This is a genomic window from Candidatus Paceibacterota bacterium (genome assembly GCA_041663045.1).
Lineage (GTDB): Bacteria > Patescibacteriota > Minisyncoccia > Phycocordibacterales > GWA1-40-21 > Bog-1340.
This window is the reverse complement of the sequence record JBAZRH010000002.1, coordinates 247,530-260,487: the sequence shown is the minus strand read 5'-3', so window position 1 is coordinate 260,487 and position 12,958 is coordinate 247,530. Positions and strand designations below refer to the sequence as shown.

General features: G+C 38.6%; 16 protein-coding genes and 3 tRNA genes. All 19 read right to left on the bottom strand.

Going from position 1 to position 12,958, the window contains the following annotated elements; translation table 11 throughout:
* Window positions 1-17 precede the first annotated feature (17 nt).
* Window positions 18-1,541 carry a ComEC/Rec2 family competence protein gene (locus WC631_03550; protein MFA6227518.1) on the bottom strand — a complete coding sequence of 508 codons (1,524 nt, stop codon included), beginning with the start codon at window positions 1,539-1,541 and terminating at the stop codon, window positions 18-20.
* Window positions 1,542-1,612: 71 nt separating this feature from the next.
* Window positions 1,613-1,888 (bottom strand): hypothetical protein, encoded by a 276-nt coding sequence (locus WC631_03545; GenBank protein MFA6227517.1) that lies wholly within the window; start codon window positions 1,886-1,888, stop codon window positions 1,613-1,615.
* Between the two features lie 15 nt (window positions 1,889-1,903).
* On the bottom strand, window positions 1,904-2,605 hold the full coding sequence (rnhA, locus tag WC631_03540) for a ribonuclease HI (protein MFA6227516.1): 702 nt from the start codon (window positions 2,603-2,605) through the stop codon (window positions 1,904-1,906).
* Window positions 2,590-3,189, bottom strand: a complete 600-nt coding sequence (locus WC631_03535) for an L-threonylcarbamoyladenylate synthase (protein MFA6227515.1) — start codon at window positions 3,187-3,189, stop codon at window positions 2,590-2,592. The genes rnhA and WC631_03535 overlap by 16 nt, the downstream gene beginning before the upstream one ends.
* Before the next feature lie 9 nt (window positions 3,190-3,198).
* A complete protein-coding gene (locus WC631_03530) occupies window positions 3,199-3,639 on the bottom strand; it encodes a 23S rRNA (pseudouridine(1915)-N(3))-methyltransferase RlmH (GenBank protein ID MFA6227514.1) in 441 nt (146 codons plus the stop codon).
* Window positions 3,640-3,642: 3 nt separating this feature from the next.
* Window positions 3,643-4,053 carry a cupredoxin domain-containing protein gene (locus tag WC631_03525; protein MFA6227513.1) on the bottom strand — a complete coding sequence of 137 codons (411 nt, stop codon included), beginning with the start codon at window positions 4,051-4,053 and terminating at the stop codon, window positions 3,643-3,645.
* Between the two features lie 4 nt (window positions 4,054-4,057).
* Window positions 4,058-5,137: a sulfite exporter TauE/SafE family protein gene (locus tag WC631_03520; GenBank protein ID MFA6227512.1), complete on the bottom strand. Its 1,080-nt coding sequence runs from the start codon at window positions 5,135-5,137 to the stop codon at window positions 4,058-4,060.
* Between the two features lie 58 nt (window positions 5,138-5,195).
* Window positions 5,196-7,454, bottom strand: coding sequence for a heavy metal translocating P-type ATPase (locus WC631_03515; protein ID MFA6227511.1), 2,259 nt, complete (start codon window positions 7,452-7,454; stop codon window positions 5,196-5,198).
* Window positions 7,455-7,466: 12 nt separating this feature from the next.
* Window positions 7,467-7,730: a metal-sensitive transcriptional regulator gene (locus tag WC631_03510; protein ID MFA6227510.1), complete on the bottom strand. Its 264-nt coding sequence runs from the start codon at window positions 7,728-7,730 to the stop codon at window positions 7,467-7,469.
* 66 nt (window positions 7,731-7,796) lie between these two features.
* Window positions 7,797-8,531, bottom strand: a complete 735-nt coding sequence (locus tag WC631_03505; GenBank protein MFA6227509.1) for a ZIP family metal transporter — start codon at window positions 8,529-8,531, stop codon at window positions 7,797-7,799.
* A 146-nt stretch (window positions 8,532-8,677) separates the two neighbouring features.
* On the bottom strand, window positions 8,678-9,229 hold the full coding sequence (locus WC631_03500) for a cob(I)yrinic acid a,c-diamide adenosyltransferase (GenBank protein ID MFA6227508.1): 552 nt from the start codon (window positions 9,227-9,229) through the stop codon (window positions 8,678-8,680).
* A 151-nt stretch (window positions 9,230-9,380) separates the two neighbouring features.
* Window positions 9,381-9,464 (bottom strand) — tRNA-Leu (locus WC631_03495).
* An 87-nt stretch (window positions 9,465-9,551) separates the two neighbouring features.
* A complete protein-coding gene (gene rplS, locus WC631_03490) occupies window positions 9,552-10,010 on the bottom strand; it encodes a 50S ribosomal protein L19 (protein MFA6227507.1) in 459 nt (152 codons plus the stop codon).
* A 40-nt stretch (window positions 10,011-10,050) separates the two neighbouring features.
* A complete protein-coding gene (locus WC631_03485) occupies window positions 10,051-10,794 on the bottom strand; it encodes an RluA family pseudouridine synthase (GenBank protein MFA6227506.1) in 744 nt (247 codons plus the stop codon).
* 159 nt (window positions 10,795-10,953) lie between these two features.
* Window positions 10,954-11,026 (bottom strand) — tRNA-Val (locus tag WC631_03480).
* Between the two features lie 336 nt (window positions 11,027-11,362).
* Window positions 11,363-11,434, bottom strand: a tRNA-Arg gene (locus tag WC631_03475).
* Between the two features lie 97 nt (window positions 11,435-11,531).
* Window positions 11,532-11,852: a hypothetical protein gene (locus tag WC631_03470; protein ID MFA6227505.1), complete on the bottom strand. Its 321-nt coding sequence runs from the start codon at window positions 11,850-11,852 to the stop codon at window positions 11,532-11,534.
* Window position 11,853: 1 nt separating this feature from the next.
* Window positions 11,854-12,414 (bottom strand): hypothetical protein, encoded by a 561-nt coding sequence (locus WC631_03465; protein ID MFA6227504.1) that lies wholly within the window; start codon window positions 12,412-12,414, stop codon window positions 11,854-11,856.
* Between the two features lies 1 nt (window position 12,415).
* Window positions 12,416-12,955: a hypothetical protein gene (locus tag WC631_03460; protein MFA6227503.1), complete on the bottom strand. Its 540-nt coding sequence runs from the start codon at window positions 12,953-12,955 to the stop codon at window positions 12,416-12,418.
* Window positions 12,956-12,958 lie beyond the last annotated feature (3 nt).

Below are 12,958 nucleotides of genomic sequence, written 5' to 3'. Positions count from 1 at the left end.
ATCAATCTATTTTTAGGTTAACTCTTGACTAACTTTCTGTCAACTTGAGCTTTCTTAAGCCACCACACAAAAGCAAAAACAAATAAATACAAAATCACTAGGACGAAAATCGGAAAATTTGGAATTACGACAGATGAAAACGGCAGGCTGGCGAAAAGGCTTGCTGTTTTTATTATATAAGTAAGTAAAAACCAAGTAGCCCAAGCAAATGGTATTGAGAGGATTGTGCTTATGAAACCAAGGACTCCGGTGAAGAAACCGAAAAACATTGTGAGAGGTATTACGGCAAGGACGAGAATATTTGCAGGCAGAGCGACAAAGGAGAGTATTCCCATTTTATAAAGTATTAAAGGCAAAACTAAAAGCTGTGCCGATAGAGTACCGGCAACCGTATTTCTCAAACCAAATCTTTCAGTGATAAAAGAGAATTTCTTTTCCAAAAGCGGTGCAACATAGACAATAGCTATTGTCGCAAGAAAAGAAAGCTGAAATGAAATATCAAAGACGAGGATTTTCGGATTGTAAATTATCATCGCTACTCCTGCTATCACAAGTGCTCTGCCTATTTGATATTTCCTATGCGTCACTTGAGCAAGTATTACAATAAGCGACATCACGGAGGCGCGCACTGCCGTAGAAGAAGCACCGGACATTATTACGAAAAGTAAAATGCCAAGCACCCCACCGGAAAAAGCAAAGGACCTTGGCAGAAATGAAAGTGTGTTCATAATAGCTTCCGAGACGACGGTAATATTGTACCCAGAAAGTGCCACGATATGTGAAAGTCCAGCGATACGAAATATATCACTTACGCTTTTGCTCATAGAGCTTTTTGCCCCGAGAAGTATGCCACTGAGAAGCGAAGACTGTGGTTCGGAAATCACATAGCTTATATTTTCCGTGAAAGAGTTTTTTATCTTGAACAGGGCGGATTTTATAATATTGCCGTGGCCACTTGATATTAGAGAGGTCTTCACAAAACTCATCTTGTATTTAATATCATCTTTCTCAAGATATGAGATATAATCAAAATCTCTGCCATCATCTTTTGATATATTTTCAGGCTTTTCGAGCTTGCCTTGTATCTTTATGAAATCGCCGTATTTATATTCGGGATAAAAGTCTGTCTGTATCAAACCTCTGCCAGAAACTTTTATTGTGCTACTCGATGAATTCTCAAGATCCGTAAAATCTACCGTAAGTAGATTATAATTTTCTCTTTTATCTGATTCGTCTGTAATAATCCCTGAAATTACGACTTTCTGACCAACTTTATTTTCTAAATTAATATCAAGGTTTGGATTATCTTTTATTTCATATCTTAAAATCCCTAGCCCAAAGCCAAGTAGAAATATTGCTATAAGAAATACAGCCCGGCCACTTGAAATGTCTAATAATAGGAATCTCTGATAAATGAAGAGGACTAGAGAAATAAAAATAGTCAGTAAGAAAAAAGAAAAACCAAGTTTGAAAAATGAACTTATAAAAATCGCCAAGACAAAGCCCGCGATTAAGATGAAAAAACTTTTATCTTTCTGCACGAAAGATATTTTAGCATAAAAATAAAGGGCTCGGGATTCCGTAGAATCCCGAGCCCAAGAACTGTGGTAGCTTACTCTCTAGCAAGCTCCCGCATAGCATCGCGTTCCCGCTCTTCCTTAGCGACCTTCAGTCCACCAAGGACGAGAAGAACAACGACGAAAGCGATAAGAATGCCGAGAAGTGAGAGCCCGGCCAAGATGGTATAGATTATCCACCTGGCATACTCCCACACCATCAGTGCCCCCACAGCAACCACCGCCAACAGAAACAACATTTTCAATGTCATGATATTCCCCTTTCTAAAAGAACACCCTAAAATGATAGCATAGCTGACGAAATAAGTCAATAGCAAAAATAGAGCTTATTTTAAGGCCCATTCTGCCACTATTTTCTTCTCATCTTCAGCACTTAAAGCTTTTTTATATTTTACTCCCCCTTTCACACCCTTCACTCTTTTCTCGCATTCAACCCATGTTTTATGTTTTTCAAGTTTACCATTTACAAGACTCAAATATGAATACGCTTCACCTTTATTTTTACTACTACTCTTTTGTTTGATACCTGAACCCTTTGTGTCTTTTAAATTAAATTTATAATCCGTGCCTTTCCCTGAAAAAAGTTTTGTAGGTTTGCCATCGGCAAAAGTAGTAGCTATTTCATCGCATCTCTCATTCCCCGGAATACCAGAGTGTCCGCCAACATAATTCCATTTAATCTTCAGACCAGCTGAAGCTTCAATAAGCTTTTCCCAAAAATCACGGTTTGCCACATCTTCTTTTTCACTATTTTTCCAACCGTTTTTCTGCCAACCATAAACCCATTTGGTAATACCGCTTATGACATATGAAGAATCCGTATTTAAAGTTATTTCCCCTTTTGAATCCCTAGCGAATTCAAGTGCTTTTATAGCACCCAGAAGTTCCATCCTATTATTTGTAGTATGATTTTCTCTACCGCCAAGCTCTGCGATTTTCCCACCCATATAGACTATCGCCCCCCAGCCACCAGGACCAGGATTTCCTCTCGATGAACCATCCGAAAAAATTATTATATTTCTTTCCATACTTTTATTATATCATCACTTTTAATTGCACCCTCGCGTAATATTGATACCTCGTTATCTACTATTTTTACGAGAGTTGATGATAAACCTGAAATCTCTCCTTCGTCTACATAAAAATCTACTTTGTCTCCCTGGCCGGGCAGGCCAAAATATTTCCTAGCTTCTTCAATATTTCTCGCCGGTGGCATACCCTCCGGATTGGCACTTGGTGCTATTATAGGGCCGGTTTTTTTCAAAAATTCAATTAAGTCTTTTTTGTCCGGTAATCTGAAGGCAAGAGTTCCATCCAGCCGATCCAGATGGTCTAATCCAACTTTATCTACAGAAAGAGCAACACTTATCCTGCCCGGCCAAAATTTTTTCATAAAAATTTTGGCCTTTTCTGTCAGCCTTGCTCCAAAAAGATTCAAGTCTTTCACGGAGCTTATCAAAATCACTGGCGGTTTTTTCGAATCGCGCCCTTTTATTTTATAAACCTTTTCAACTCCCTCTATGGAAAAGGCACTGGCAACTATGCCATAAATAGTATCTGTCGGTATGACACCTATTCCTCCATCTTTTATGATGTTCACATATCTTTCCATATAAATAGACTACGCATGATGATATGACTCTCCTTTTATAACAGTAAAAGCTCGGTATACAGATTCGGCTAAGACAATCCACGCTATCTCATGTGGAAAAGTGAGCTTTGAAAGAGACCATATCATATCTGCTCTTTTTATAATAGATTCGTCTAATCCATACGCCCCACCGATCACAAAAATAATCTTTTTCTCACCAGAGATCATCTTCCCTTCTAAAAACTTGGCAAGTTCAAGGGTTGAGAGTCCCTTTCCCTTCTCGTCTAGGGCAACGACAAAATCTTCATCTGAAAGGTGTTTCGCAATCGTTTCATTTTCTTTCTTCTTATTTGAATTCGGCAAAATCACCCTTTCGACAGAAATATATTTTTGCAATCTTTTTACATATTCTGAAACAGCATCGTCTGTGATGCCCCCCTTCTTACCAACCGTTAGGAAAATTATTTTCATAAATTAATTGAAGTCGATTTCAAACGAATACATTCCCATTCCACATGTTCCGAAGAATTGGCCAGCTGTGGAAGTGCCGATATCTATATCTGAGCTTCCGGTCTGCGGAAGTATTTTCCTAATACCCTCACTTGGAAGTCTGACAGAAAGTGAACAGTCAAATGTACTACTCGTCTTAAATCTTATTATAGTAGGAATTCCAGCTTTCGCCACTGTCTTCCTAGGCCAATATCCGCCCTTAACATCTATGTCTATAATCTGCCTGCCATTTTCTATCAAAATATTATCACCAGAAATTAAAACCCCTTGATTCACATTCATATCAGAATTATTTTCTCTACCTACGAAAAATATGGCTCCGCCGACTAACATTGCGGTAATCAAGATCGAAATAATTATGTTTTTATTTTCCATACTTTTAGAAATTAAATATTGGTCTTATAAAACCAGAAGCTACAAGAGCATTTAATAAATTCAGGATGGCAAATGCTATTACGATAAGTCCGGCAGTTTTCAAAAAGATTCTAGATTTGTTTTTATCTTTAAATCCAACCGAGCTAAAGCTTATAAGAGCAAGGACAGGAAGCGTCCCAAGCGCAAATACAAGCATGGTCAGCGCACCGGAGAAAAATGATCCTGTCGAAAGAGCGATTATCTGCATTGATTGAGTAAAGCCACAAGGCAGAAAGAAAGTCACAATACCGACGAAAAGCGGGGTAAGCGAATGATTAAGCTTTGAAACTCCAATAGCATGCTTTGAGATAAATCTTGGCATTGATGGAGTGATATATTTGGTCCATTGGAAAATCCCAAGTAAATTTAATCCTAAAATAAACATCACAATACCAACAACAAAACCAAGGATAAGTGAAACTGTGCTATTTATCGCCAGAGTCGAGCCTATAGCGCCAAGGAGCCCACCAAGAATAAAGAATGAGATCAACCTGCCGACATGAAATAAAGTTTGAGGAATCATTTTGTTACCAGAGCTAGCAAAAGTCGCTGACATTGAAAGTACAAGTCCTCCCACGACAGCCATACAGCTTGAAAGAGAAGCTACGATGCCCACCACGAAAATCGTCCCATAAGAAGTGCTTCCTGAATAAATGAGATTCACAAGACCCATCTTTTGTAAGAGGAAAAAGCTGGCGATTATTACAAAAGCTATCGGTAAAGCAATTTTAAAATCAGACCAAATATTCTCTATCCGCCCGATAGGTTCCAAAGATATTGTGTAGCCGTGCTTTTTCAAGACTTCTGTCAATCTCATCGCGATGCTCTCTTGATTTTCGTCTTGGAAACCTCCAATAACCTCTATTTTTGATGTTTTCATATTGGCCTTCACGGAAATAATCTCCGGAAGTTCTGAGAGTTCACTCTCAGATAAAAGCTCGCAAGATTTGCAGTGCATACCACTTATGTGAAATGTAAATGTCTTTTGCATCCCAATAGAAATTTTACTAATATTGTCTTCTATAATTTTTTGATTATCTTCCATAATATTTTTATATTTATAATTTTATCTAAATGAATTTCTAACGGGACAAGTATTTCTATTATAACTTTTTAACTTTAATACGGAGTGAATTGCCTACCACAGACACACTTGAGAATGCCATAGCAAGACCTGCAAATACTGGTGAAAGTAGCCAACCAAAAATCGGATAAAATAATCCTCCAGCAAGAGGTATCCCGACAATATTGTAGAAGAATGCCCAGAAAAGGTTCTGCTTTATACCAAGCATTGTCATCTTTGAAAGTCTGATCGCTTTTACAAGCTTTGAAATATCTCCGTGAAGAAGTGTGATGCCAGCACTCTCAATCGCCACATCTGTTCCTGTCGCCATGGCTATACCTACATCTGCCTGTGCAAGAGCTGGGGAATCATTTACTCCATCACCGGCCATCGCTACTATATTCCCCTCCGATTGAAGCTTCCTAATCACATTGAGCTTGTCCTCCGGCATCACTTCCGCCACGACCTCGTCTATGCCGACAAGACTGGCGATAAACCTAGCTGTATTCTTATCATCACCAGTAAGCATCACTGTCTTTATGCCAAGCTTGTGAAGATCTGAGACAGCCGATATCGCCTCTTTCTTTATCGTATCTGCAACCATTATAACACCAAGAATTTTATTTGAAATCGCAAGGATTACAGGTGTCTTCCCTTCGCTCGTCTCTTTTTCCAAAGCTTTTAAGTCAAGAGGGAGTCCGAGTTCTTGCATCATCTTTGTATTGCCGGCAAAATATTCAACTCCATTGATGACACCTTTCAACCCCTTCCCTTTCACCGCCTCAAATTTGTCTACGGTCAAAAGTTTAATTTTATTTGAGTTTGCATAAGAGATGATCGCTTGCGCTATCGGGTGTTCGGATTTATTTTCAAGCGTAGCAAGTATCGAGATTATCTTAGAGTCTTCTTCGTCAGAGAGATTCTGTATTGATACAAGTTCTGGCTTTCCCTTTGTTATCGTCCCTGTCTTATCAACCACAACCACATTTACCTTATGAAGTTTCTGGAGTGTCCCTGCATCTTTGACAAGGATACCTGCGTGAGCACCTTTACCAACACCGACGATTATAGCTGTCGGAGTAGCAAGCCCCAAAGCGCAAGGGCAAGCGATTACGAGAATCCCCACAAACGAAACGAGTCCGGCAGAAAGAGCTTGTGAAAAACCGAGAAAATATGTGCCGATAGCAAGCCATAAAATCAAAGCGAGAAACGCTATGACTAAAACAATTGGCACAAAAATACTTGATATTTTGTCTGCGAGAGCCTGGATCGGCGCTTTACTCCCCTGTGCCTCCTCAACCATCTTTATAATATTAGCAAGCATAGTTTCAGAGCCAACTTTTATCGCCTTGAAGATAAAAGTACCTGTCGTATTGATCGTCCCTGCGACGACAGTGTCTCCTATGCTTTTCTCTACCGGTATTGGTTCACCGGAAATCATCGCTTCGTCTACAAAAGAGTGCCCTTCAGTAAGTATACCGTCCACTGGTATTTTTCCAGCTGGTTTTATAATGATCAAATCTCCATGTATGACTTCGCCTATCGGTATCTCGATTTCACTTCCGCTCCTTACGACCAGCGCGGTCTTCGCCTGAAGATTTAAAAGTTTTTCTATGGCATCACCTGTTTTTAGTTTTGATCTGGCTTCAAGATATTTACCAAGAGTGATAAACGCTACGACGACGATGACCACATCGAAATAAGTATTTTCAACATTTATAAAAAACTTCAGACTTTCTTCAAAAGCACCGACGATGAAACTGTAAAGAAAAGCAACAGATGTTCCTATACCTATAAGGGTATCCATATTTGCCTTGCCGAAACGCAGGAAACGATAAACGCCTAGAAGGTATGGCTTGCCTACGACAAATAACATATAAGTGGCCATTACTGGAAGCAGATGATGGGAAAACTCTTTCCAAACATAAGGCATATCTGGCGCAAAGTTAAACTGAGAAAAAATATCCCATCCCATTATAAAGATACTGATCACTGCAAGTGGTATAGCAGAAATAACTTTGTTTTTCATGTCTTTAAGTTCAACCATTTTATCTGCTTTTGAATGATTTATGCCAGCATGATTTGAGTGATCTTCTTCTGTTAAAAAATAGTAGCCGAGGGGATTTATTTTGCTGGATAAACCATTTATATCTGTTTTTGTTTCATCAAATCCAACTTTTGCCGTCTCGGTACCATAATTCACTTCTACAAAAGAAACTCCGACACTTTTCTTAAGTGTCTTCTCAATGATACCGGCACATGATGCGCAATGCATCCCTTTTATTTTAAAAGCTTTCATGTAGCTCATATTTTATTTCCTTTTAAGCCTATAGACTTTCAGTATTTCGTCGGTAGCTTTTTTCTCTTTACCCTTTTTAATCTGGGCTATAAGACATGTACCAAGATGATTCTCCATAAGTGCGTCCTCTACTCCGGAGAGCGCCTGCTTTACTGCCGATGTTTGAGTGATGACATCAATACAGTATTTATCTTTCAAAAGCATTTCTTGGAGGCCTCTTATCTGCCCTTCAATAATCTTTAATCTACGGACAAGTCTTTTTCTCTGTATATTCATATATAGACAAGTATATACCCCCTAGGGGTATTGTCAACGGCTAGGGTTTATCAGACCTGTTGATAACTAAAAACTAGTCAGACTTATAACAAGATATAAAAGCCCCATACCCAAAAGGGTCATGATAGTAGTAAAGATTTTTGGATGTGCGTGGTGGCTTTCTGGCAAGAGATCACTTGCGCCTATGTATAAGAAAAAACCGGCAAATAGAGCGAGGATTATACTGAAAGATTTCTCTGGCAGGATAAAAAGAAATGTCGAGAATATACCTAAGACTGGAGCTAAGGCATCAATAATCAAAAATCTGAAAGCCTTTTTCTTCTCTCCCCCGCCTCTCAATATCAAGCTAGCAGTATTTAAGCCATCTGAAAAGTCGTGGACAAGCACAGCGACGGCTATCACAACACCCACAGCAACTGAAACCTGAAAACCGATTCCTACAGCCACACCATCTAAGAAACTGTGAACCGAAAGACTTATTGCTCCAAAAACACCCTTATTTTGTTTGCTTTCTTCGGAGTGTCCATGATCACAACCTTCATCGTGGCAATGTAGAAGAGTTAGTCTGTCTAAAATGAGATAAAAGATAAAGCCAAGAGCGACAAAGCCCATGACATAAGATATCTCATAAAATTTATTTCCCAAACTTATTGCCTCGGGTAAAAGGTCAAAAAAAGCGACTCCGAGCACCGCTCCAGCACTAAAACCAAGTATTAGATGAAGTTTATCTCTAAAACGAATAGCAAATAATCCACCCAAAATGGTCGCTACAAAGGCTCCAATGGCAATTAAAATAAGCATGGGAGAAAGTATAACATAATTAAATGGGTGCCCATCCGGTGTCGAACCGGAACTTATTCCTCCACAGGGAATCGTGCAGAGCCGCTACACTATGAGCACCATGGGGTATTTATAACAGATTTTTTGATTAAAATCTAGTTTTTGTCTTATTTATATTCTGGAGATTCTTCCTTTATACCGGCTTCTTTGGAGAAATATCTAGCCAGAGCATAGATTAAGCTTGAGAGGCGGTTGAGATATGCGAGGGTTTCTTCATCTATCTTCGCAAGGTTTTCTTCACTTACTGCTACCACTCTCCTTTCAGCACGTCGGCAAAGTGTGCGAGCGAAATCGAAAAGTGCGGATATTTCGGTACTGCCAGAAATCATAAATGATTTTATGGGTGGCAATTCGCTTTCTATCCCTCCTATCAGACTTTCCATTTCAGAAATTTTTTCTTTATCGATTCTTTTGTCACCACCAGCGACTTGTGCTTGTATTATAAATAAGTTTTCTTGGATGGCATGTAGAATTTCTTCAATCTTTAAATTAAGAATCTTGGTTTTCGATTCTCTCATCTTCGCCTTACAGATTCCAAGGAAAGAATTCGCCTCATCAAGTGTTCCAAGTGCTTCAGCAATATCAGAACTCTTTGAAAGCCTCTGATCACAGCCAAATATTGTGGTTTTACCATCGTCGCCTTTTCTAGTGAATAACATAATGTGCACGGGAGAGGACTCGGTCACAAGTTTTTTGTTCGCCGTCGCTCACAAAAACTCTCGACCCCGCCTCACGGCCTCGCCTGCTGGCTCGGCATCGCTCCGGTTTTCTCGTCCCCAATTACATAAGCAAATAAATTTGCTTATTTTGTGCACGGGAGAGGACTCGAACCTCCACGCCCTTACGGGCGCTACCACCTCAAGGTAGTGCGTCTACCAGTTTCGCCACCCGTGCATTTCGAACTTTCTCATAATAGCAGATTTACCCTTATTTTCAATCTCTTATAAAAAGCCGCGCCCGAAGGGCGCGGCTTTTCTTTTTTTATTTCTTCTCTTCTGCTTTTGCTTCCACTTCTGCCTTTTTTACTTCTTCTTTTACTTTCTTGGCTTCGGAAGTATCTGTATTTGATTCTTTTCTTGCCTCTAAAAGTTCGCTCTTCATTCTCTTTCTTATATCTTTTGCGGCTTTTTCTCTGATAAAGTAAAGTTTTGATCTTCTGACTTTTGCTCTCTTCAAAACTTCGATTTCATCTATAATTGGTGAGTATAACGGAAAGATTCTCTCTACTCCAACACTGTCTATAACTTTTCTTACGGTAAATGTTCCGCCATTTTCTTTGCCGTGTTTTTTAGCAAGGACAACACCTTCAAAAGCTTGAAGTCTTGATTTTTCGCCTTCCTGAATTTTCTGCCAGACACGAACGGTATCTCCTGGTCTTATGTCTACATTCTTTCTTGCTTCAACATCTATCGGTGCCACTTTGATATTCTTTAATTCCATAGTGATGAGTAATTTAACATAATCAGCCTCAATTAGCAAGCTAAACTTTATTTATTTCTTTCACTGCTTTATCGAAATCTCTCGGGTACGGGGCTTTAATATTTATAGTCTTCTCCGGTGAAATCTTAATCTCAAGCTCTTTGGCATGAAGGGCGAGCCTTTTGAATCCTGCTTGATTCTTTTGATCCAAAAGATTCCTGGTGGCATAAAGATGATCTTGCACCACAGGATAGTTTATAGCTTTAAAATGTGTGCGGATTTGATGCGTTCTACCGGTTTTTGGTATTGCTTCAATGAAAGTAATGCCGTCTTTTCTTGCGAGCACTCTAAAATATGTGGTTGCCGGACGAAGTTCACCTCTTGCCCCTCTCTGTGCAGACCATTTTCTGAAATCGTTCGGACTTCTACCTATCGGGCGGTCTATCATTCCTCTGTCTTCTTTTAAATTCCCATAAATAAATGCATGATAGATTTTATGAACCTTTCTCGCTTTAAATTGACCTTTCAAGAATTCGTAGGCTTTCTGATTCTTGGCAATAATAAGTGCACCAGAAGTATCGCGGTCTATTCTATGGACAATCCCTGGGCGGAAGATTTCCGTGCCATCCGAAAGTACAAGTGGTTCGCCAACTTTTTTCATTCTCGGATACTTCTTCAAAATCCAGTCCACGAGGGTCGGTTCTTCTGTATGCCCGTCGGGATGCACAATAAGCCCAGCAGGTTTGTTTATAACCAATGCGTCTTTATCTTCATATAGTATTTCTATTTCTGGGGATTTTTTCATAAAAAAGTGGGCGATACAGGACTCGGTCACAGGTATTTTCCTGCTAGAAAATCCTGCGACCCCGACTCACACCGTCGTGTTCCGTCTTTCGAATCCTGTATCATTAGCCAAAAAGAGAACAAATACTTCAAGTTTTCGCATTTGCCCTCTTTTTGCCTGTGGGCGATACAGGACTCGAACCTGTGACATCTTCAGTGTAAATGAAGCGCTCTACCAACTGAGCTAATCGCCCAACCAGACATTTATAACACAAAGAGAGAGATTTTACAAAAAGCCGCCAGCAGGATATCGACCCTTACAGGGTCAGTACCCCCCCCATTGGATTTTTTGTTCATTCAGAAATTACAAAAAACGCTCAATGGGGCTTCGATTCCAGCAGGACCACTTCGCTTATCTCCCTCGACTTTTTTCTCGCCGTCGCTCGAAAAAGTCTGGGCACCAGCTCACTAGTTTTTTCTGCTGAAAAAACATAGTTCCGCTGTTCGATTCCTACCCGCAAGCAAAGCAGTTTGCTTGCTTGGCGACACAAAATGAAAAAGGCGGATTGATTTCCACCTTTTTCATTTTGTGCCGCCAGTAGGAATCGAACCTACATCAAAGCCTTAGAAGAGCTCTGTTCTATCCATTGAACTATGGCGGCTGAAACATTTAATTCTGATAAGATGTTCGCCCGAATATTTTTGTAATAAAGATATTTTAGGGCAAATCAATACCAGACAATAGGCAATTTAACATTTTTACAGTGACGGGTCAAGAAGAGGTTTTTTCTCTAAACTAGAAATCGCTTCTTTTTTACCATTAAAATAAATATTTACTTTATCCATATCTTCTGTTTTTAATCTTTCTATGCTTCCTGACAAATTGTTCCCCTCTACAAACATCTTCTCATTATTTATATCTCTGTAAACCAAATAGTCAAAAGTTAATAAAGCTATAAGAACAAGGAAAGACAGGACAATAAGCGTCTTCCAATCTCTGTGTGGTCTAAAAATATCAAGGGAAGTAAATGTTTTCTCTTCCCTCCAAAGACTTTTTATCTTTTCTTTAAAATCTTTCATACTATTTTTTCTCTTTAAGCTTAACTACCGTAAATTCAAAGCTTCCGAGCCATTGAGATATTTTTTTATTATTTTTCTCATAATCTGAGAACTTACTCATATTAAAACTCTTTATATCGATTGCTAATGGATAGTTCTCTAAGATCTCTAGAAAATATTCCACATTTCTCCACTCTCCTATCACGTCTATCTTTATATCAACCAATTCGATATTTCGATAGTTTCTACCAGAAACTGTGCCGAATGAAATTGATTTTACTTCTGACTTTAGACCATTATTCAGTGTCAAACTCCCAAGTCTTTCTATAAAGTTCGCTACACCATCTGAAGACATCACGTAACTATCAAGATTGTTAATTTTTACATTATTCTCTCCCCAATCTCTTTTAGTAGAGAAAAAAGTATCTTGTTTATCAGCTTCAGATTTTATCTCAAATGCCTTTAGAGTAAACTTATTATTAATGGAATTAATATCCCATAAAATAAATACAAAAATAGAGACAGCAATAATATCGGCTATTAAAATCATTATGAGTTTATTCTTCGTCTCTGATAATATCATCTTATTTATTTAATATTAAACCGATTGTAAAATCAACATTGGAATTTTTTATAAGATTAGAAACAGGAAAATCTACAGAATTAAAAATCCCAAGGCTTTTAATGTCCTTTACAAACATTATCAAACTATCCCTCGCAGCAGAAATACCCCTAACAGAGAGTACCTTCATCCTATTTGGATCAATCGAAAGAGATATTGCGGAGATTCTTATATCACCATTCTTAACAGCAAGCATTTTCTTCAATAAAGAATTGAGCTGGTCTTTATTATCTATACTAAGAGATAAGGCGCTGATCGTCTCATTAATCTTTTTAATATCCTCTGCAAAAGAAGAGTCTCCTTTAATGGTTACAGTCTTTATACTAGAAAGCTGTTGATCTACAACCGAGCCTCTGACCTTAGATAGAAAGCTTGATGGTAATAAGAAACAAATTGAAATAATCATTACGACTAGAAGCAAAAACAAAAAGACTATAAATAATCTAGATAGATATTCTTTCTTAACTTCATCCTTTAATTGTCCTGGTAAAAATTTTGTCATAAA

What these genes read in the sequence shown, in the direction of transcription:
- rnhA (MFA6227516.1), bottom strand. Translation starts at nt 2,605, where the DNA reads ATGGAAAGAAATATAATAATTTTTTCGGATGGTTCATCGAGAGGAAAT.
- WC631_03535 (MFA6227515.1), bottom strand. Translation starts at nt 3,189, where the DNA reads ATGGAAAGATATGTGAACATCATAAAAGATGGAGGAATAGGTGTCATA.
- WC631_03530 (MFA6227514.1), bottom strand. Translation starts at nt 3,639, where the DNA reads ATGAAAATAATTTTCCTAACGGTTGGTAAGAAGGGGGGCATCACAGAC.
- WC631_03525 (MFA6227513.1), bottom strand. Translation starts at nt 4,053, where the DNA reads ATGGAAAATAAAAACATAATTATTTCGATCTTGATTACCGCAATGTTA.
- WC631_03520 (MFA6227512.1), bottom strand. Translation starts at nt 5,137, where the DNA reads ATGGAAGATAATCAAAAAATTATAGAAGACAATATTAGTAAAATTTCT.
- WC631_03515 (MFA6227511.1), bottom strand. Translation starts at nt 7,454, where the DNA reads ATGAAAGCTTTTAAAATAAAAGGGATGCATTGCGCATCATGTGCCGGT.
- WC631_03510 (MFA6227510.1), bottom strand. Translation starts at nt 7,730, where the DNA reads ATGAATATACAGAGAAAAAGACTTGTCCGTAGATTAAAGATTATTGAA.
- WC631_03505 (MFA6227509.1), bottom strand. Translation starts at nt 8,531, where the DNA reads ATGCTTATTTTAATTGCCATTGGAGCCTTTGTAGCGACCATTTTGGGT.
- WC631_03500 (MFA6227508.1), bottom strand. Translation starts at nt 9,229, where the DNA reads ATGTTATTCACTAGAAAAGGCGACGATGGTAAAACCACAATATTTGGC.
- rplS (MFA6227507.1), bottom strand. Translation starts at nt 10,010, where the DNA reads ATGGAATTAAAGAATATCAAAGTGGCACCGATAGATGTTGAAGCAAGA.
- WC631_03485 (MFA6227506.1), bottom strand. Translation starts at nt 10,794, where the DNA reads ATGAAAAAATCCCCAGAAATAGAAATACTATATGAAGATAAAGACGCA.
- WC631_03470 (MFA6227505.1), bottom strand. Translation starts at nt 11,852, where the DNA reads ATGAAAGATTTTAAAGAAAAGATAAAAAGTCTTTGGAGGGAAGAGAAA.
- WC631_03465 (MFA6227504.1), bottom strand. Translation starts at nt 12,414, where the DNA reads ATGATATTATCAGAGACGAAGAATAAACTCATAATGATTTTAATAGCC.
- WC631_03460 (MFA6227503.1), bottom strand. Translation starts at nt 12,955, where the DNA reads ATGACAAAATTTTTACCAGGACAATTAAAGGATGAAGTTAAGAAAGAA.